This window comes from Aeromonas sp. D3 (genome assembly GCF_027705025.1).
GTDB classification, from domain to species: domain Bacteria; phylum Pseudomonadota; class Gammaproteobacteria; order Enterobacterales; family Aeromonadaceae; genus Aeromonas; species Aeromonas salmonicida.
In genome coordinates this window covers 19,337-36,747 of sequence record NZ_JAPDBE010000032.1, presented here as the reverse complement: position 1 = coordinate 36,747, position 17,411 = coordinate 19,337, and the positions used below count along the sequence as shown (strand labels likewise).

Sequence of the window (17,411 nt, the reverse complement as noted above, 5' to 3'; positions counted from 1 at the left end):
CGGCACGTCGTCAGAACTGACCCGCCATCAACTGGTTGATGTTGTAGAGGGCACGGGTATCGAGCTCCATCTCGGTGGCATAGGTATTTCCACGGGGATAGGAGGCCACCACCCGGGCGCCGCGCACCATGCCGGCCACGGACACATCCAGCGAGTTGGAGGTCTGGGTCAGGTCCTTGTAGCTGCTCTGCCCGCGCACCTGCTGGCCATTAAGCTGTTCAGCCAGCTCGCGGTAGGCATCCATCTTGGAGGCCCGGATGGCTTGCAGCATCTTCTCTGACTGGGACGGGCCGGGCTGGATATCGATCACCGCATAACCGACCGCCTTGAGCACCGGGAAGTCATCTGGCTTGTTGTTGCCACCATAGTTGACCACCCGATTGCCACTGCATGCGGTCAGCAGCAGGACCAGCAGGCATCCAAACAGGATTTTCATTGTGCTCACTCCTATATCAGGGCGTCAGGTTGACCAGATGGCCGCCGGGACGCGCCTGACTATCGCGCATCAGATAACCACGGTTGATGGAGGCCCGGCCGAACGAATTGTTGGCGCCAAACAGGTATTTTTGCGGTATCAGGCTCTGGGCTGTGGTCTCCACCATCTTGGTCCGCAGATCTATGATGCGGGCATTGACCAGGATCCCCTTGCCATTGCGGCTGAAGGTGCCGGTCAGGATTCGGGAGATGGGCAGACGGGGGGAAAGGTCCTTGTAATTGCGGCTCATCACGAAGTCACCCTGAGGGGTTACCTTGATGCTGCCGGTCATCTTGAAGTCCACCACCACTTCCCCACGGCGATTCAGCTCATAAATAAAGCTCTCCTCAATCTGCTGCCCCATCCAGTTGGTGTCCTGCAGGGTATCGAGATCGACGAAGGAGGAGACAGCGATGGGCTCGGTCAGGGTCGTGAGCGACTTGCGCTCCATCAGCTGATCGGTCATGCGGGCCACCAGCCAGTTGAGCTCCATGCCAGCAGCGGCCTGGCGAGGGTCACCCTGATCCCGGTTGATGGGGTCGGAACTACAGCTGGTCAGGGCCAGCGCAAGGGCCAACGCCGTGATGAGTTTGTTCATGGATACCTTTCCTGTATCTGCACCTGATTCGTTATCGGTTCGACCGGCCAAAGCTTGAGTCAGGAATGAGGCATGAATCTTGCTTTTGATTTGCAGTGTGCTGTGCAACTGACACGGTTCTGTGGTCTGTATCGGCCGGCGCTGTCACTTCGACAGGAGTGAATGCGCCGACCCGCATATTCAAGGTGTTTGTCATGAAATTACCGCTGCTGTTAATCCTGCTGCTGGCCAGCCTGTCAGCCCGGGCCGAGCTTATCGAAGCCCAGGGCAGTGCCGCCATTTTGGGGGGCGACGAGGCCTATGCCCGTGAGCAGGCGACCCGCGACGCCCTGCGCCAGGCCCTGCTGGCGAGCGGTGCTGCCGTCTCCAGCATACAGCGCCTGGAAAACGGCAGCCTGCGCTCCGAGCAGATCCAGATCCGCTCCGGTGGCGACATTCGCCAGTACCGGCTCAAACGGGAAGAGGTGCGCAACGGCCGCATGTACATCACGGTACAGGCCGATATCCAGGCCGAGCGCCAGATCTGCCAGACCCAGCATTACGCCAAGGATTTGACACTGGTACGGCTGCGGCTGCGCTATCCGGATCAGGCGAGCTACGGCGCCCTCGACGACATGCCCGCCAACCTGTCACGCCGCATGTTCGAGACCCTGGCCAACGCACCGCAAGGCGTGGCAGCCCGTCAGTGGCTGGACGAGAACCTGCGCATCGACCCGCTCCACCTGCAACAGGGAGATCGCAGCGCCCTGGAGGAGATCAAGGCCCTCAGCCTGCGCACCGACAGCCAGTATCTGGTGCTCGGCAGCATAGACGACCTCTCCCTCGAGCCTCAGGGCAACCAGCTGACCAGCTGGTATGAAGACCCCATCCGCAATTTTCGCATGCAGCTCTACCTGTTCGATGGCATCAACGGCAGCCTGATCAGCCGCAAGGAGTATCAGGGGCGTGCCAACTGGACCTTCGGCAAGCGGGATCAGGTCGGCAGCAGCAGCGGCCAGTTCTGGCAATCGAGCTATGGCCAGGAGGTGAATTATCAGTTGCAGGAAGCGGTGCAGGATCTGGTTGCCCAGCTGAACTGCGCCCCTGTCACCGCCCGGGTGATAGGTCAGAACGAGCGGGGCCCTCACATCAATCTCGGCCGGCGCAACGGCGTCAGGCTGGGGGATCAGTACAGGATCCAGCACAGCACCGACTTCATCGATCCTTACGGCAAATCCCGCATGATGCGCAACCCGGCCGACGGCCTGTTCGAAGTGGTACAGGTGTTCGAGGATGGTGCCATCATCAGCAGCCAGAACAAATATTCACCGTTTAACATCCAGATCGGGGATCTGGCAGTATTGGAATAAGAATCAAGGGTTTAAAAGGGAGCGGCTTCTTGTATAATGCCCGCCACAAAGCTCCCGTAGCTCAGTAGGATAGAGCGGTCCCCTCCTAAGGGACAGGCCACTGGTTCGACTCCAGTCGGGAGCACCATATAAAACAAGGGGTTAGTATCTTCATGGTGCTAACCCCTTGTTGTATGAACTCTTCATCGTCAACCCAAAAGCGCAAACCTTTCACTCCCCTTCTCCGTCAACACACACCAGACATCTGACAGACACTCCCTAAATCCCGGCTCGTACAGGGGCCCATTGCTCCTGATTCTTCTGTCACGTCTCTCTATACTTCAGCGATCTTCAGCGATATTGACCCAACCCGGAAACCTGTATTTTGACCGCTCACTGTAGAGGAGGCCCACATGTTCAGGCTGCTGGTAGTGTTGCTCTGTCTGATAGCGCCTGTCCGGGCCATCACCCTGACCCCGCTGGTCGAGGGGCTTTCCCATCCCTGGGGTCTGGTGCTGTTGCCTGGCGGGGAGTTTCTGATCAGCGAACGGACAGGCCGTTTGCTGCGCATCGACCCGCAAGGGAAGCGCCATGCGGTGCAGGGACTGCCTCCCATCGCCAATGCCGGCCAGGGGGGATTGCTCGACCTGGCCCAGGACAAGGAGGGCTGGATCTATCTGAGCTACAGCGAACCGGGTCAGGGCGGTGCTGGCACGGCAGTGGCCCGTGCCAGATTGCAAGATGACCGGCTGCACCAGTGGCAACTGCTGTTTCGCCAGCAGCCGAAAATGGGAGGGAGTGCCCACTTTGGTTCCAGGCTGCTGACGGGGGACGATGGCTACCTCTATATCACGCTGGGAGATCGCTATCGGGGGCGAGATCAGGCCCAGTCCCTCGATAACCACCTGGGCAAGACCATACGCCTGCATCTCGATGGCCGGGTGCCACAAGACAACCCCTTTGTGCAGCAAACCGGGGCCCTGCCCGAGATCTGGAGTCTGGGTCATCGCAACATGCAGGGGGCTGCCCTGCACCCCGTCACAGGCCTGTTCTGGGCACACGAACACGGTCCCCAGGGTGGCGATGAGGTCAACCTGATCCAGCCCGGTCGCAACTATGGCTGGCCCAGAGTCAGTTTTGGCGAAGAGTATGGCGGCGGCAAAATTGGTTCGGGCACTGCGGCCCCCGGCATGGTACCGCCGAAGTGGATCTGGGTCCCCTCCATAGCCCCCTCCGGCATGACATTTTATCAAGGCACCCTGTTCAAGGAGTGGCAGGGAGACCTGCTGGTCGGTGCCTTGCGGGGTCAGGCCCTGTTGCGCCTGAAGATGGAGGGAGACAAGATAGTCTCGCAAGAGCGTTTGCTGACCGAGCTGGGTGCCAGGATCCGCACCGTCAAAGAAGGACCGGATGGCGCCATCTATCTGCTAACCGATGCCCCTGACGGACGCTTGCTGAAACTGATGCCCTAGCTCATCAGGGAGGAGACAAGATGAAACAGATGAAATATGGGCTGCTGCTCTGCTGCGCCCTCTTGATGGGCTGCAACACCGTCAGTGGTGTCGGCAGGGATATCGAAAAAGCGGGGGAAGTGATCCAGCGCTCAGCCAGTAAATAATCGACAACCAGACCAAAACAGGGATGGTCAGGAGGGAGGGTCAGTCTGCTAGACTGGCCCTCTTTTTATTCATCTTATTCATCTTGCAAAGGAGTGTTGGATGGCGGGTTCTTCGTGGTGGGACAAGTCCACCGGCCTTGCGCTGTTGACCATACTGCTGTGGGCCTCGCTGGCGGCGCTCACCTCCCGGGTCACCAGCGTGTCGCCACTGGTGCTGGTGGGCCTGGTGCTGTTTTTCTGTGGTGTCGGCGCCCTGCCGTTCTGGCGCCAGTGGCGGGCCCGTCCGGTCAGCTGGCTGGTGACCATCACAGCGCTGCTGCTCTATCACCTGCTGCTGTTCATGAGCTTTCGGCACGCCCCCGTGCTGGAGGCGAACCTCATCAACTACCTCTGGCCCCTGTTCATCATACTGTTCACCCCCTTGCTGCTGCCCGGTCACCCGCTGCACAGCCGTCACTTGCTGGCCGGCGCGCTCGGTCTGGCCGGATCCGTACTGGTGATGGTCAACGGCGAGTTGCAACTGCAGGTCACCTATCTACCGGGCTACCTGCTGGCACTGGGTGCCGCCATCATCTGGGGGGCCTATTCGGTGCTTTCCCGCCGTCTGCCACCTGCACCGGCCGTGGTGACGGCGGCGGCCTGCCTGCCCGCCGGGCTACTGGCGTTGCTGCTCGCCTGGTGGCTGGAAGGGCCGCTACCCATTGCGCAGATCCCCGCCGACGACTGGTGGCTCATCGTCGGGCTCGCCCTCGGTCCCATGGGAGCGGCCTTCGTTACCTGGTATCTGGCATTGCGGGACGGGGATCCGCGCCGCATCGGGGCGCTTGCCTACCTGACACCGCTGCTGAGCACACTGTTGCTGGTGCTGCTCAACGGAGAGGAGCTGACTTCCCGCCACCTGCTGGCCGGGGCATTCATCATGGGTGGGGCCCTCCTTGGCATGCTGGGCAAGTCGCCTGCGGCCCGCAAGCAGGAGGAGCCCGCTGCACCGTCCTTGTCATGATTTCTCAGTCATGAACCGGATGTCATAAAAACGCCATCTTTCCTGCTTAAGCTCACGGCGACTTCCAGTCCCCTGACTCAAGCAGGAACTCTGACGTGAAAATTGCCCACTATGCCTCCCTCTCCTCCCTGGTACTGCTGCTGGTCGCTAGCGTACAGGTCGGCGCCCTGTTTCATGGCTGGCAACAGCTGGAGCAGGCCGAGCAAGCACAGCATCAACATGAACGGCTTCAACAACGGCTGACCGATACCCTGCAAGGCACCTTGCGCGATTACCTGAGCAGCGGCGATCCCCTGCGCCTGGCCGAAGCCCAGACGGTGCGCCAGCTGGCGCTCGGCCAACTGGCGCAGCAGGACGAGCAGCTGACAGCCCCGCTGCGCGCCCTGCTCGAGAAGATGGGAGAGCGCATCGATGGCGATTATCTGGCGGCAGGCAAGCTCTCTGGCAACAGCCAGTGGCTGTTGCAAAATGCCGAGAACGAACTGACCACCCAGGCCAGGGCACTGCTGCGCTACGGCCAGCAGGGAGCCATGGATCCGGGTACGGATCAGGCCAGTGCCGAGGCTTACCGCAAAGGGGCGGCCGATCTGCTGGCTGCCCTACCGGGGCTGGGCCACCTGCGCCAGAACTACATGGAGCAGGCCAGCCCCAAACTGCTGGAGGGGCTGCAATTCGAGCTCGCCGCCTTGCAAAAGCAGGCTGAGCAACTGGCCGCCCTGCCGCTGCTTGGCCTGTTTGAGGCCCTCCCCGCCGACGAGTTCACCCTGGGCGAGCCGGTGCGCAAAGAGCTCGGCGCCCAGCCGCGCAGCGAACTGCTCTCCCTGCTCAAGCGCTATCCGCAAGAGCTGGAAAACAGCCGCAAGGCGCTGCAACAACAACAGGCGGCCCACCAGGCAGTGCAACAGGACATCACGCGCATGCTGCAAGCAAGCGGGGAGATGGGGGCGCAGCTCACCGCAGGGCGGCAGGCCGTCAACCAGGAGCTGGCTCTCATCCTCGGCAGTCTGGCGCTCTGTCTGGTGCTGGTCGCCCTGCTGTTTGCACTGGTACAGCGTCGCTGGCTGGTCAAACCGCTGCTGCGGCTGCGCGGTGCTTTTCTGCAACTTGACGAAACAGGCCAGGCCGAAACCCTGCCCCCGGGGCGCGAGCGCAACGAACTCAGCGACATAGTCGAGAGCTACAACCGGCTTATCGTTCGCCTGCAACTGGATCAGCAGCAGAAAGAGGGCCAACTGTCGGCGGTCTCATTGAGCCTGCAGGGCATGGTCAATCAGGTCGAAGAGATCCACCACAGCACCCGTACGACCGAGCTGGCGGTGGACGAGAGCGATCTGATGATGAGCGAGTTGAACCAGCTGGCCGGCGAGGTCCATCAGGTGGCCGCCGAGATAGCGCAGCATGCCCAGCACAACGAACACTCCATGAGCCAGAGCGAGCTGCTGGTGGGGGGCATGTTGCAGGCCACCGCCCAGACCGGTCTTGCCATCGATGAAAGCGACGGCGCCCTGACCCAGCTCAAGCGTTCGGTGGATGACGTCACCGCCATCGTCGACGTGATCGGCCACATCGCCCAGCAAACCAACCTGCTGGCGCTCAATGCGGCCATCGAAGCGGCCAGGGCGGGCGAGCAGGGGCGCGGTTTTGCGGTAGTGGCCGACGAGGTACGCCACCTCTCCGCCGATACCCAGAGATCCCTTGGCCAGATCACCGAGATCCTGGTGCGACTCACCCAATCCGGCGATCAACTCGGCACTGTGCTGGCGCGGATCACCACAGAAGCGGCCGCCCAACGCCAGCAGGCGGAGCAGTTGCGCCAGACCACCCAGGCGGTGAGAGAGATGGCGCGCAGCACAGCCGTCATCGCTCTGCAAGGGGCGGACAACGCCAAGAGCCAGGAGCACAAGCTGGCCAGCTTCGCCGACCTGATCGCTCGCATCAGCCAGCACGCCCGCCAGGGCAGTCGGCTCTCGGTTCAGGTGTCTGAACACATCCATCATCAAGCCAGCCAGATCCCCCGCATCCTCGGCCATCAGGCCTGAATCAGCCGCCGGACTCCCCTCCAAAATGCCCTGCCCCCGCGTCCCAACGCGGGGGCATATCTTTTTTTGTGCCACAAAATTATCTGTTGCATACAGGTTAACGAAAAAAGTTATGCCCCTTGTAAGAGATCCGCCCACATCGGCAGGTCATTTCACTTGAAAACGCTATCAGCTGCGATATGAGTGGGCTGGGAGTGTCCACACCAAGATCCATGATTATTTGCACTCGGTCATATTTTTGAAACTTGGTGGGAACTTTCCATTGATATTTCGCACCGCGAACGTACTCTTGGAATTGTCCGATAGCCAAGAATCGGAACATAAAAAATAAATGATGTGATGAACAGAACTGCACCACCGCAGATGTGCCAAGACGTCGCGGCCGCAGCCGACATAGAAAGAATTTTTTGCCCTACGGGGTCTTGATTGCAATGCCAATACCGAGCGGCGGGCCCTTGCCTGACTGCCGGACAAAAAGCTAAGTCCATAAAATCAGGAGCAATACAAAATGGAAAAAGTGATCTTCAAGCGTGCCGCATTGAGCGCAGCTGTTGTTGCCGCCTTGGTCGCCCCCGGTATGGCATTTGCTGCCGACGAAGCCGGTCCTGCCTATGCCGCCGCCGCCAGCAAATTCTATGAAGAAGGCAAACTCAACGGTGGCCTCTTCTACTTCCAGCGTGATCGTCAGCGTATCGATGGTGACCCGACTGCCGCCAAGAAAGAAGGCAAGTACCAGTCCAACCTGAGCCACGCCACCACTCAAGCCGCTCTCAACTTCAACTCGGGTTATGCCTGGGATATCGTCGGTATCGACGTGGGCGGTTTTGGTGCCTATGACCTGGCCGTGACCGAGAACCATGCGGTCAACCAGGAGAACGAATTCTCCTTCGCCGGCAACAAATGGGGCGAAAACTACAAGGATGGCTCCCCCAAAGGTGGCTTCAGCCTGGCCAACGCCTCCCTGAAACTGAAAGCACTGGACGGCGCCGTCACCGCCAAGGGCGGTCTGACCCAGCTCTACGTACCGGGCGTGATCGGAGTGAACTGGTCCTATCAGCCGGGTACCTACCGTGGCGGCCAGATCGAGGGTAACGTCGGTGGTCTCTACCTGACCTACGCCATCGCCGACGAATACAAGTCCCCCTGGTACAAGGAGACCCAGAAGTTCTCCCGTGCCAAGGCATGGATGGATCCGTTCGCCGATGAAAACGTCATCGACTACATCCAGGGTGTAGCAGCACGTTATACCTTCGAAAACGGCACAGCCGTGACCGGTTCTTACGGTAACTCCGAAAACTACATGGACAGCTACCACTTCAAGCTGGCCCACAAGTTTGACGTGCTGAACGGCCTCTCCACCAGCTACCAGTTCTACGGTTCCGAAACCGACACCTATCAGAAGGGTGGTGCCGACATCGAAACTTATGACGGCATGGCATGGCAGCAAGCCCTGACCGCCGCCTGGGGCATGGGTCCGTACGGCTTCCGTGTAGAAGGTCTGTGGACCAAAGCCGAGGGTAGCGAAGGCAACTACCTGCCCCGTCTGACCCGTGGCTACGGCAACTCCCAGGGCGCGAACGAAATCTGGTGGGACTCCCGCTCCGACTGGAACGCAAACAACGAAAAAGCCCTGTTCTTCGGTGTGACCCGTTCCCTGGATGATCTGGTGGGTGCACCGGGCTGGTCCGTCGGTGTCTCCGGCGCCTACGGCTGGGATATCCAGAAAGGCGACGGCACCAAGGCCACCAACGGTGAAGATACCGAATGGGCAGCCAACTTCGACGTCATGTACACGGTGCAAGATGGCAAGCTGAAAGGCACCCTGTTCAAACTGCACTACACAGATTACAACAACGACATCAGCCAGGGCGGCGGTTGGACCGAATACCCCAACATCTTCGCCTCCGAGCATGACGTCAAGTTCCACATCATAATGCCGTTCACCATACTGTAAGCAGGCGGTGCAACCTCAGCAAACCGGGCCCCTTGGCCCGGTTTTCTTTTTGGTCGCACTCAGGCTACCATGCCCACCTTGGCCACACTCAGGCCGCCACCATGGATGATTTTTATGCCCAACCCCTTCGTGCTCATCACCGGCTGTTCCAGTGGCATAGGCCTCGCCGCCGCCAAGGCGCTCGGTGACCACGGCTTTACCGTGATCGCCTCCGCTCGCAAGGCCGACGATGTAGCACAGCTGCAACAGCAGGGTTTACTGGCTGTACAACTGGATCTGGCCGATACCGCCAGCATTGAGCAGGGTGCTGCCGAGGCACTGGCGCTGGCCGGAGGCCGTCTCTACGGCCTGTTCAACAACGGTGCCTATGGCCAGCCTGGCGCACTGGAAGACTTGCCCACAGAGGCGCTGCGTGCCCAGTTCGACACCAATCTGTTTGGCTGGCATCACCTGATCCGCCAGATACTGCCAACCATGCTGGCAGCCCGGGAGGGGCGCATAGTGCAGAACAGCTCGGTCCTGGGGCTGGTGGCCATGAAGTATCGCGGCGCCTACAACGCCAGCAAGTTTGCCCTTGAAGGCTATACCGACACCCTGCGCCTCGAACTTGAGGGAAGCGGCGTGCACATCAGCCTGATCGAACCTGGTCCCATCGATACCCGCTTTCGTGCCAATGCCCACGCCGCCTTCGTGCGCCATATCGATCCGGCCCAGAGTCGTCATCAGGGCGCCTATCGCCAGACCCTGACCCGGTTGGAAAAAGAAGGGGCCACCAGCGGCTTCACGCTGCCAAGCGATGCCTGCATTCCGCCACTGCTCCATGCACTGCAGAGCAAGCGCCCCAAGCATCGCTACCCTGTCACCTTCCCGACCCGGTTGTTTGCGATACTGCGCCGCCTGCTGCCAAGCAGCTGGCTTGACCGGATCCTCTCCAAGTCGGCCTGATCCTTGATTCACACAGGGTGAGTGGCACCGCCTGCTCGCCCTGCGGTTGATGATGTGACCCCCTTTCTGCCCCTTGCCCGCCATCTGTCCCGCAGCCAGGATGAACGTCGATACTCCCCTCAATAGTGCTGACCGTTGCTGTAGTAGTGGCTTTTGACTATGGGCAGCACCTGTACAACGACATAAGTTTGCTCCCCCAGCACCGCCTTCAGATGGCGGGTGATGAGCGCGGCGGCGGCATCTTGCATCGCCTGCGGCCGCTCGAACCAGACCAGCTCCACAAACGGGAAGCCAGCTTCGATCGCACCATTGCGTACCCAGCTGCTGTCGACACACTCCAGGGTGACAAATTCAGGCTTGCCGCCAGTGAGGGCGCACAGCTCAGCCAACAAAGGGGTGCTGATCTGCTGGAGGGTATCGACTGAAACGGCCCTAAAACGAAGATGGGGCATGGGAAACCTCTTGGCTGTGACGAATGAGGACTTATCATAGAGAACTCAATCCGCTCACATAAGGTGCCTCATGAGATTTCATCGCACGCTGATTTCCTTCCTGCTCTGCCTGTTGCTGCCTTTGACCGCCTTTGCCGATCCCGCCTTCTATCGGGTGAACAAGGGCGACCAGCAGCACTGGCTGCTGGGCTCCATCCATGCGGGCAAACCCTCCCTCTATCCGCTGCCCGACCCCATAGAGCGCGCCTGGCAACAGAGTCATGCCCTGGTGATGGAAGCTGACCTGACCCACATAGGTGAGGAGCAGTGGCAGGATATGGGCACCATCACCCGCCTGACCGATGGCAAGACGCTCAAGGATCATGTCTCAGCCGATCTCTACCGACGCACCATCATAGCCGCCGGTCAGAACGGCCTGACCGAGACCATGCTCTCCCCGCTGCGCCCCTGGTTTGCCGCCATTACCCTGACCCAGGCCGCGCTCGAACGCACCGGCTTCAGCAGTGCACTCGGAGTGGATCAGCACTTTGCCAAACGTGCTACCGAGAGTGGCAAGCCCATAGTGGGCTTTGAGACCCTGCTCGAACAGCTCGGCTATCTTGCCAGCGTAGGCGACAACCAGACGCTGATGCTATCCACCACCCTGGATGAGCTTCCCCAGCTGGAAACCGGCTTTCGCGATGTGATGAAAGCCTGGCAGGACGGGGATCAGGCCGCCCTCGTCAGCCTGCTGAAAGCGGAGATGGCGCCGCCCAAGCTGCAAGCCTGGCTGGAGCAAACCCTGCTGGCGGAACGCAACCACAACTGGCTGAAAAAGTGGCCAACCCTGCCAAACGAGAGCTTTATCGTGGTAGGTGCCCTGCACCTTTACGGCGACCAGGGCCTGATCGCCCTGCTGGAGCAGCAAGGGTGGCGCGTCACGCCGCTCACCAATCCAGCCGCTAAGTAAACGACAAGGGCATGGCGTGAAGGCCCTGCCAAACCGGGGGACTGTCCCAACACGCACTGGGCCGAATGGGAGGCGGCTCACAGATCAGGTTGCCGATTAAATAACCGCAAGGGGACTTGATCGAGATCATCCCATCAGGCCCAAAGAGGTATCTATCATGCCTGCCATCAATGGGATGACAGGAGTGTGTGAGATGGAATTCTGGATGAACCTGATGTTCGGCAACAGCGTGGGACTCATGTCCATGTTGGTGATTATCGGCACCTTCCTGCTGATCAGTTCCTATGCGGTCTATTTCATCTACAAGGTGATGAGCGCCAAGCCGCCGAAAGAAGAGCAGTAACGCCCCTGCGTCAGGCGATCCCCCCGATCGCCTGCCCATGTCTCCTGGCTGGCATTGTCTATCGGCCAATAGTGCCTACCTGTCGGCCGGCTGATGCTGGCTGCCATTTTCTGACTCGCCCCCGCCCGCTATAATGCCCGCTCATTCCAATGCGGGGAGCCTGCCGTGTCTTGCAACGACGAACTCTCACTGTTTCGCAATGAAGTGGCCGATGTCCGCCCCATTCGCAGCGACAATATCCATTCCCCTGCGGGCAAACCCGTCCCGACGGAAGCGCAACTGGCCCGCCGTCAGGCGGCTACCGCCGAGCAACTGGCACTCGACCACCTCACCATGGAGGCGGTGGAGATGCGCGATCCCCATGACATCATCGGCTTCAAGCGCGATGGGGTGCAGGAGGGGGTCTACAAGAAGCTGCGACTCGGCAAATATGAGTTGCAGGCGAGCCTAGATCTGCATCAGAAGACCCTCAATGAGGCGCGTCAGGCGCTGGTGCAATTCATTGCGGATTGCGAGGTGCGGGACATCCGCTGCCTGCTGATCCTGCACGGCAAGGGGGAACGCAGCACGCCGCGTGCCCTGCTCAAAAGCTATGTCAGCGCCTGGTTGCCGCAACTGCCCGCCGTCATGGCCATCCACAGCGCCGAGCGCCGCCACGGTGGCAGCGGCGCCCTCTATGTGCTGCTGCGAAAAAGCGATCGCCAGAAGGCGGAGAACCGCGAGCGACACCAGAAGCGGCTCGGTTAGTCCGCAACCGTCATCTGGTCAGGCCCCTTCAGCCAGGGTGGTAAAACGCGCGATGGCAGTGTTAGCATCGATCGGCCCCGATCATGCCAGGTACGGGGTGCATACCATCAGGGACGATAACAAGGACAATCCCATGTCATATCAAAAACTTGAACAACATCAGCAACAGCTGTACCGGCTCTCCCACCTCAGCGCCATCTGCGGCTGGGATCAAGCCGCCATGATGCCGGAGGGCGGCAACGAGGCACGCGCCGAGGCCATGGCCGAACTCGGCGTGCTGATCCACCACAAACGCACAGCCCCCGAGCTTGGCGACTGGATCGCCAAGGCCGAAAGCGAGCCGCTGGATGACGTTCAGCGCGCCAATCTCGCCGAGATAAAGCGCCACTGGCAGGATGCGAGCCTGCTGCCCACGGATCTGGTAGAGGCCTTGTCCCTCGCGGGCAGCAAGTGCGAGCACGCCTGGCGCAGCCAGCGCAAAAACAACGACTGGGCAGGCTTCGCCCCCAATCTGAAGGAAGTGGTTGCCCTGTCGCGGGAAGTGGCGCGCCTTCGCGCCGAGGCGCTTGATGTACGCCCCTACGACGCCATGCTGGCGCTGTACGAACCCGGCATGACGAGTGCGCGGCTGGATCAGATCTTCGGCGATCTCACCGGCTGGCTGCCCGGCCTGATCCAGCAGGTGAGTGAACAGCAGAAGCATGAATCCATCTTGATCCCGCAGGGTCCCTTCCCCATCGCAAATCAGCAGGCGCTCGGCCAGGAGGTGATGGGGCTGCTCGGCTTTGATTTTGCCCACGGCCGGCTCGATGTGAGCAGCCACCCCTTCTGTGGCGGCGTGCCGACCGACGTGCGCATCACCACCCGCTACAACGAGCAGGAGTTTATCTCCAGCCTGATGGGCATAGTGCATGAAACCGGTCACGCCCGTTACGAGCAGGGGCTGCCGCGTCAGCTGCTGGGCCAGCCGGTGGCCGAAGCGCGCTCCATGGGCATTCACGAGAGCCAGAGCCTGTTTTGCGAAATGCAGCTCGGCCACGATACGGCCTTCCTGGCTCTGCTGGCGCCGCGCATTCGCGCCCACTTTGGCGAGCAGGCAGCACTTGACCCAGCGAACCTGGCGAAGCTCTACAACCGGGTCGAGCCCGGCTTTATCCGGGTCGATGCGGACGAGGTGACCTACCCGGCTCACGTGATCCTGCGCTACGAGCTGGAGCGTGACCTTATGGAAGGACACATCGAGGTGGCGGATCTGCCCGAGCTGTGGGATGCCAAGATGCAGCAGTGGCTCGGCCTCTCCACCAGGGGCAACTACCAGAATGGCTGCATGCAGGACATTCACTGGACAGACGGCTCGTTTGGCTACTTCCCGAGCTACACGCTCGGCGCCATGTATGCGGCGCAGTTGCGTTTTGCGCTCGAGAAAGAGCTGGGGAACATGAGCAGCGTGATCGAGGCGGGTCGCCTGCCGGAGGTGCTCGCCTGGCTTGGTCGCAACATCTGGTCACAGGGCAGCCTGCACAGCACGGACGAACTCATCCGCCGCGCGACTGGCGAGGCACTGAACCCGCGCTGGCTGCGCCAGCATCTGGAGCAGCGCTATCTGAAATAACGGATGCGGCGACAGCGAATGAAGAGGGCAACGGGGCAGCGAGACTGCCCCGTTTTTATGGGCAATCCATCACAGCGGGTCGGGGGTGGTGAGAAGCTCGCGCAATTGCAGGATATTGCCTTCCGGATCGAACGCATTGCGCAGTACCAAACCCGGTCCCGGCCACTGCTGCGGCAACAGGCCGCCGCCGAGGTCGGCCGCCTTCGCCTCTGCCCAGGCGAGGCTTGGCACGGTAAAGAACAATTTGATCGCCCCCTCTTCCCGCAGGATCGGTGGCACCTGGATATCGATATCACAGGCAATCGACTCGGGGATCGCGTGGATCAGCAACTGGATGTCGTGATTTTCCATCACCACTAAGCCGGCTTCCTGACTGCGAATATCCATCTGCAGCAAGGTGCGGTAGAAATGGGTCAGCAGGCCGAGATCCCTGGCGTAGATCAGGGCGCCGGCGCGAGCGGGTCCGGGCATGGTGCAATCCTCCTTGGATGTTGTCACCCCAGATTCTCACACTTGCTCACCCGATTCGACCGCTTTCAACCTCGTCATCGGCTCTCTCCCGACGATATTTTTATTTCAATTCCTGTCCGTTTCTGGCTAGTCACTGCGCCCTCTCCCCCTTACTCTCAGCCATACACCCAATGCAGAGCTTGCATCCCATGACCCCACAGCCCGTCAGTGACAACCCTCAGGATGAGGGGATCCCGAGCATCAGCCGCGAACAGTGCCATGCAGCCCGCCTCGCCCGCGATGCGCGCTTCGATGGCCGCTTCTTTACCGGTGTCATCTCCACCGGCATCTACTGCCGCCCCGTCTGCCCCGCGCGGCCACCGCACGAGCACAATGTGCGCTACTTCCGAAGCGCCGCCGCCGCCGAGCAGCATGGTCTGCGCCCGTGTCTGCGCTGTCGCCCCGAGCTGGCCCCTGCCGCCAGCGGCGATCTGCCGCCCGGACTCGCCCGTTTGCTGGCGCGGATAGAACGTGGCGAGCTGGCAGACACAACGCTCGCAATGCTCGCGCAGCAGGCAGGGATCACGGAGCGCACGCTGCGCCGCCAGTTCGAACAGCACCTTGGCGCCTCGCCAAAACAGGTGGAGCAGACGCGCCGCCTGCTGCTCGCGAAACGGCTGCTGACCGAAACTGCACTGCCCATCACGGATATCGCATTTGCGGCAGGCTTTGCGAGCATCCGCCGTTTCAACGATGCCTGGAGCCAGGCGTATGGCCTCGCGCCCAGAGCCCTGCGACAACTGCAAGGGAGTGAAGCGACGGCGGAAGGTGGCGCTGCACTCACGCTGCAATTGCCGTATCGCCCACCCTACGATGTGGCGGCCATGCTGGCGTTCTACCGGCTGCGAGCGATACCCGGGCTGGAGCGGGTTGATGGAAATGTGTATGAACGGCGCCACAGGGTCGGCGATCAGTCTGGATGGATCCGCATCGAGCAGGGCAAGGGCCATAGCATCAGGCTCACAGTGCATGATCTGCCGCCCGCTGCACTGCCTGATCTCCTGTATCGCGTGCGCCGCATGTGGGATCTCGATGCTGACATGCAGCGCATCGGCGATCGGCTCGGCCAGGATCCGCTGCTGGCCCGCTTGCAGTCACGCTGGCCCGGGGTGCGACTGCCCGCCGGTTGGGATGAGTACGAGGTGATGCTGCGCGCCATTGTCGGCCAGCAGGTATCAGTCAAGGGCGCCATCACCATTATGGGTCGGCTGGTGGCGCGTACCGAGGCGCAATTCGGCGTGGCCCAGCTGCCCACACCTGCGCAGCTGTGTGCACTGGATCTCGACGGCATCGGCATGCCCGGCAGTCGCATCCGCACGCTGCAAGGGCTCGCCGCTGCGCTCGCGAGCGGTGTGCTTTCCCTGAGCACAGCCAGCGACGAGCAATTATTGGCCTTGCCGGGCATAGGCCCCTGGACTGTCGCCTACTGGCGGCTGCGCTGCGGGCAGGATCCGGACGCCTTCCCCGCCTCCGATCTGGTGCTGCAAAAGGCTCTGGGGGGCGGCGACAAGCTGCCGGTGAAGGAGGTATTGGCGCAAAGCGCAGCATGGCAACCCTGGCGCGGCTATGCCGCGAGCTGGCTGTGGCACGCCATGAGCGAACAACCGGCACTGCTCATCAAGCAGCCATTGACCACCACTGCGAGCCTGGTTTCACCCACAACGGGGAGCAATCCGCCCCAAAGCCATGACGAGGAGATAACCCATGATCCGCTATGACATGTTGCCAACAGACTGCGGCGATCTGCTGGTCGCCATCAACACCCGCGGCCTGGTGCACGTGGACTTTGTGGCTGGCCTGCGGGCACTGCCCGATATGAGCGGCTGGCAACAAGACAGTGAGGCGCTCGCCCCCTATCTTGCCGAATTTGCCGCCTACTTCGCCGGCCGTCTGCAGCGCTTTACCCTGCCGCTCGCCGCCCACGGCACCGCCTTTCAGCAAGCGGTATGGCAGGCACTGTGCGACATTCCCTATGGCGAGACCCGCAGTTACGGCGATATTGCCCGCACCATCGGCAAACCGGCAGCGGTACGGGCAGTGGGCGCGGCGAACGGTCGCAATCCGCTCTCGATCATAGTGCCCTGCCATCGCGTGATAGGCCAAAATGGCAGCCTGACCGGTTATGCAGGCGGACTGCCCATCAAGCAGCAGTTGCTGGCGCTGGAATCTGATCAGTCACGTTCAGCCAACCAGCCATGAAAACCGAGCGCCTGAAAATAGCGCCCGCCAGTGCCAAACCCGGCTGCCCCCAGCAGTTGCCGGGTTTGGTCCTCATTCAAGGGGAAAAAGTCCCGATCCAGACGCTGTACCATCTGCTCGCTGGCCGAGAGCGGCAAACCGGCCAGATGGGCCTGCAGGCCCATAACCGCTCGCTCAATGTCATCTTGCGCCGCCATCAAGTCGGCCATCAGCAAGGGAGATCCCGCCCGGAGCTGACGGGCAATATCCCGCAGTAGCGCCGTTTTTTGCTCAAGGGGAAGGAAGTGCAGCACCAGCAGACAGAGCGCACCGTCACACCCCAGGCTCTGCGCCGGTAGCGGCCCCTCCCACCATGTGACCCGCTCGGCCATGTCTGCCAGCTCTGCCCGCTGGCGGGCCTGTATCAGCATGTCCGCCGAGATATCCTGGGCAATAAACTGCCATTCGGGACAGGACTGTCCCAGCAGCAAGAGTTCACTGCCCGTGCCAACCCCCACCAGCAGCACTCGGGCGCGAGGGCCAAGCCTCGTCATCAGCTGGGCCGCACTGAGCTGATGCAGCAACGCATAACCGGGTACCAGCCGCGAGATGCGCTGATCATAATCTTGTGCCCCGTCACCTTTGAATCGTTCCACCATC

18 protein-coding genes and 1 tRNA gene are annotated in these 17,411 nt (G+C 61.2%); 14 read left to right on the top strand and 5 right to left on the bottom strand.

Translation table 11 applies throughout. The features are described from left to right. Positions 1-10: 10 nt before the first annotated feature. Both OKC28_RS16800 and OKC28_RS16795 read right to left on the bottom strand, forming a co-directional pair. Positions 11-436, bottom strand: coding sequence for an LPP20 family lipoprotein (locus tag OKC28_RS16800; RefSeq protein ID WP_159165733.1), 426 nt, complete (start codon positions 434-436; stop codon positions 11-13). Positions 437-452: 16 nt separating this feature from the next. Further along, positions 453-1,073, bottom strand: a complete 621-nt coding sequence (locus tag OKC28_RS16795; RefSeq protein ID WP_005311899.1) for a FlgO family outer membrane protein — start codon at positions 1,071-1,073, stop codon at positions 453-455. Between the two features lie 194 nt (positions 1,074-1,267). Here OKC28_RS16795 and OKC28_RS16790 point away from each other — a divergent pair, with 194 nt between their 5' ends. The 8 genes from OKC28_RS16790 (at position 1,268) to OKC28_RS16755 (ending at position 9,960) form a co-directional block, all read left to right on the top strand. Beyond that, positions 1,268-2,422 (top strand): flagellar assembly protein FlgT, encoded by a 1,155-nt coding sequence (locus OKC28_RS16790; RefSeq protein WP_270690438.1) that lies wholly within the window; start codon positions 1,268-1,270, stop codon positions 2,420-2,422. A 50-nt stretch (positions 2,423-2,472) separates the two neighbouring features. Further along, a tRNA-Arg gene (locus OKC28_RS16785) sits at positions 2,473-2,549 on the top strand. A 265-nt stretch (positions 2,550-2,814) separates the two neighbouring features. Further along, positions 2,815-3,873, top strand: a complete 1,059-nt coding sequence (locus OKC28_RS16780) for a PQQ-dependent sugar dehydrogenase (RefSeq protein ID WP_270690436.1) — start codon at positions 2,815-2,817, stop codon at positions 3,871-3,873. A 20-nt stretch (positions 3,874-3,893) separates the two neighbouring features. Then, a complete protein-coding gene (locus OKC28_RS16775) occupies positions 3,894-4,019 on the top strand; it encodes an entericidin A/B family lipoprotein (protein ID WP_021140529.1) in 126 nt (41 codons plus the stop codon). Between the two features lie 100 nt (positions 4,020-4,119). Further along, positions 4,120-5,022, top strand: a complete 903-nt coding sequence (locus tag OKC28_RS16770) for a DMT family transporter (RefSeq protein ID WP_270690433.1) — start codon at positions 4,120-4,122, stop codon at positions 5,020-5,022. 95 nt (positions 5,023-5,117) lie between these two features. Beyond that, a complete protein-coding gene (locus OKC28_RS16765; protein WP_270690430.1) occupies positions 5,118-7,061 on the top strand; it encodes a methyl-accepting chemotaxis protein in 1,944 nt (647 codons plus the stop codon). Positions 7,062-7,569: 508 nt separating this feature from the next. Next, positions 7,570-9,015: an OprD family outer membrane porin gene (locus OKC28_RS16760; protein ID WP_021140526.1), complete on the top strand. Its 1,446-nt coding sequence runs from the start codon at positions 7,570-7,572 to the stop codon at positions 9,013-9,015. Between the two features lie 114 nt (positions 9,016-9,129). Then, entirely contained in the window at positions 9,130-9,960 is an 831-nt protein-coding gene (locus OKC28_RS16755; protein WP_021140525.1) for an SDR family oxidoreductase, read from the top strand. Between the two features lie 119 nt (positions 9,961-10,079). Here OKC28_RS16755 and OKC28_RS16750 read toward each other — a convergent pair whose 3' ends face one another. Continuing rightward, positions 10,080-10,412 (bottom strand): DUF1904 family protein, encoded by a 333-nt coding sequence (locus tag OKC28_RS16750; protein ID WP_005311886.1) that lies wholly within the window; start codon positions 10,410-10,412, stop codon positions 10,080-10,082. A gap of 70 nt (positions 10,413-10,482) precedes the next feature. Here OKC28_RS16750 and OKC28_RS16745 point away from each other — a divergent pair, with 70 nt between their 5' ends. From OKC28_RS16745 to OKC28_RS16730, 4 genes are all read left to right on the top strand, one after another. Then, a complete protein-coding gene (locus OKC28_RS16745) occupies positions 10,483-11,361 on the top strand; it encodes a TraB/GumN family protein (RefSeq protein ID WP_021140524.1) in 879 nt (292 codons plus the stop codon). Positions 11,362-11,554: 193 nt separating this feature from the next. Further along, positions 11,555-11,704, top strand: coding sequence for a DUF3149 domain-containing protein (locus tag OKC28_RS16740; protein ID WP_005311880.1), 150 nt, complete (start codon positions 11,555-11,557; stop codon positions 11,702-11,704). Positions 11,705-11,869: 165 nt separating this feature from the next. Then, complete coding sequence (smrA, locus tag OKC28_RS16735) at positions 11,870-12,451, top strand: DNA endonuclease SmrA (protein WP_059169594.1); 582 nt, start codon at positions 11,870-11,872, stop codon at positions 12,449-12,451. Positions 12,452-12,584: 133 nt separating this feature from the next. Beyond that, on the top strand, positions 12,585-14,063 hold the full coding sequence (locus OKC28_RS16730; RefSeq protein WP_270690425.1) for a carboxypeptidase M32: 1,479 nt from the start codon (positions 12,585-12,587) through the stop codon (positions 14,061-14,063). A gap of 69 nt (positions 14,064-14,132) precedes the next feature. Here the strand turns inward: OKC28_RS16730 and OKC28_RS16725 are convergent, their stop codons facing one another. After that, positions 14,133-14,534: a VOC family protein gene (locus tag OKC28_RS16725; RefSeq protein WP_270690423.1), complete on the bottom strand. Its 402-nt coding sequence runs from the start codon at positions 14,532-14,534 to the stop codon at positions 14,133-14,135. A 170-nt stretch (positions 14,535-14,704) separates the two neighbouring features. Between OKC28_RS16725 and OKC28_RS16720 the strand changes: the two genes are divergently transcribed. Both OKC28_RS16720 and OKC28_RS16715 read left to right on the top strand, forming a co-directional pair. Further along, entirely contained in the window at positions 14,705-16,291 is a 1,587-nt protein-coding gene (locus tag OKC28_RS16720; RefSeq protein ID WP_408861436.1) for an AlkA N-terminal domain-containing protein, read from the top strand. Next, positions 16,278-16,772, top strand: coding sequence for a methylated-DNA--[protein]-cysteine S-methyltransferase (locus OKC28_RS16715; RefSeq protein WP_270690420.1), 495 nt, complete (start codon positions 16,278-16,280; stop codon positions 16,770-16,772). Before OKC28_RS16720 ends, OKC28_RS16715 begins: the two co-directional genes overlap by 14 nt. Here the strand turns inward: OKC28_RS16715 and OKC28_RS16710 are convergent. Continuing rightward, entirely contained in the window at positions 16,745-17,410 is a 666-nt protein-coding gene (locus OKC28_RS16710) for a class I SAM-dependent methyltransferase (protein WP_270690418.1), read from the bottom strand. The genes OKC28_RS16715 and OKC28_RS16710 overlap by 28 nt on opposite strands. Position 17,411: the final 1 nt, after the last annotated feature.

Excerpts from the sequence above, each read along its gene's own strand:
- OKC28_RS16715 (WP_270690420.1), top strand. The coding sequence starts at position 16,278 with ATGATCCGCTATGACATGTTGCCAACAGACTGCGGCGATCTGCTGGTC.
- OKC28_RS16795 (WP_005311899.1), bottom strand. The coding sequence starts at position 1,073 with ATGAACAAACTCATCACGGCGTTGGCCCTTGCGCTGGCCCTGACCAGC.
- OKC28_RS16725 (WP_270690423.1), bottom strand. The coding sequence starts at position 14,534 with ATGCCCGGACCCGCTCGCGCCGGCGCCCTGATCTACGCCAGGGATCTC.
- OKC28_RS16760 (WP_021140526.1), top strand. The coding sequence starts at position 7,570 with ATGGAAAAAGTGATCTTCAAGCGTGCCGCATTGAGCGCAGCTGTTGTT.
- OKC28_RS16755 (WP_021140525.1), top strand. The coding sequence starts at position 9,130 with ATGCCCAACCCCTTCGTGCTCATCACCGGCTGTTCCAGTGGCATAGGC.
- OKC28_RS16720 (WP_408861436.1), top strand. The coding sequence starts at position 14,705 with ATGCAGAGCTTGCATCCCATGACCCCACAGCCCGTCAGTGACAACCCT.
- OKC28_RS16770 (WP_270690433.1), top strand. The coding sequence starts at position 4,120 with ATGGCGGGTTCTTCGTGGTGGGACAAGTCCACCGGCCTTGCGCTGTTG.
- OKC28_RS16775 (WP_021140529.1), top strand. The coding sequence starts at position 3,894 with ATGAAACAGATGAAATATGGGCTGCTGCTCTGCTGCGCCCTCTTGATG.
- OKC28_RS16750 (WP_005311886.1), bottom strand. The coding sequence starts at position 10,412 with ATGCCCCATCTTCGTTTTAGGGCCGTTTCAGTCGATACCCTCCAGCAG.
- OKC28_RS16730 (WP_270690425.1), top strand. The coding sequence starts at position 12,585 with ATGTCATATCAAAAACTTGAACAACATCAGCAACAGCTGTACCGGCTC.
- OKC28_RS16780 (WP_270690436.1), top strand. The coding sequence starts at position 2,815 with ATGTTCAGGCTGCTGGTAGTGTTGCTCTGTCTGATAGCGCCTGTCCGG.
- OKC28_RS16740 (WP_005311880.1), top strand. The coding sequence starts at position 11,555 with ATGGAATTCTGGATGAACCTGATGTTCGGCAACAGCGTGGGACTCATG.
- OKC28_RS16710 (WP_270690418.1), bottom strand. The coding sequence starts at position 17,410 with ATGGTGGAACGATTCAAAGGTGACGGGGCACAAGATTATGATCAGCGC.
- OKC28_RS16745 (WP_021140524.1), top strand. The coding sequence starts at position 10,483 with ATGAGATTTCATCGCACGCTGATTTCCTTCCTGCTCTGCCTGTTGCTG.
- OKC28_RS16790 (WP_270690438.1), top strand. The coding sequence starts at position 1,268 with ATGAAATTACCGCTGCTGTTAATCCTGCTGCTGGCCAGCCTGTCAGCC.
- OKC28_RS16800 (WP_159165733.1), bottom strand. The coding sequence starts at position 436 with ATGAAAATCCTGTTTGGATGCCTGCTGGTCCTGCTGCTGACCGCATGC.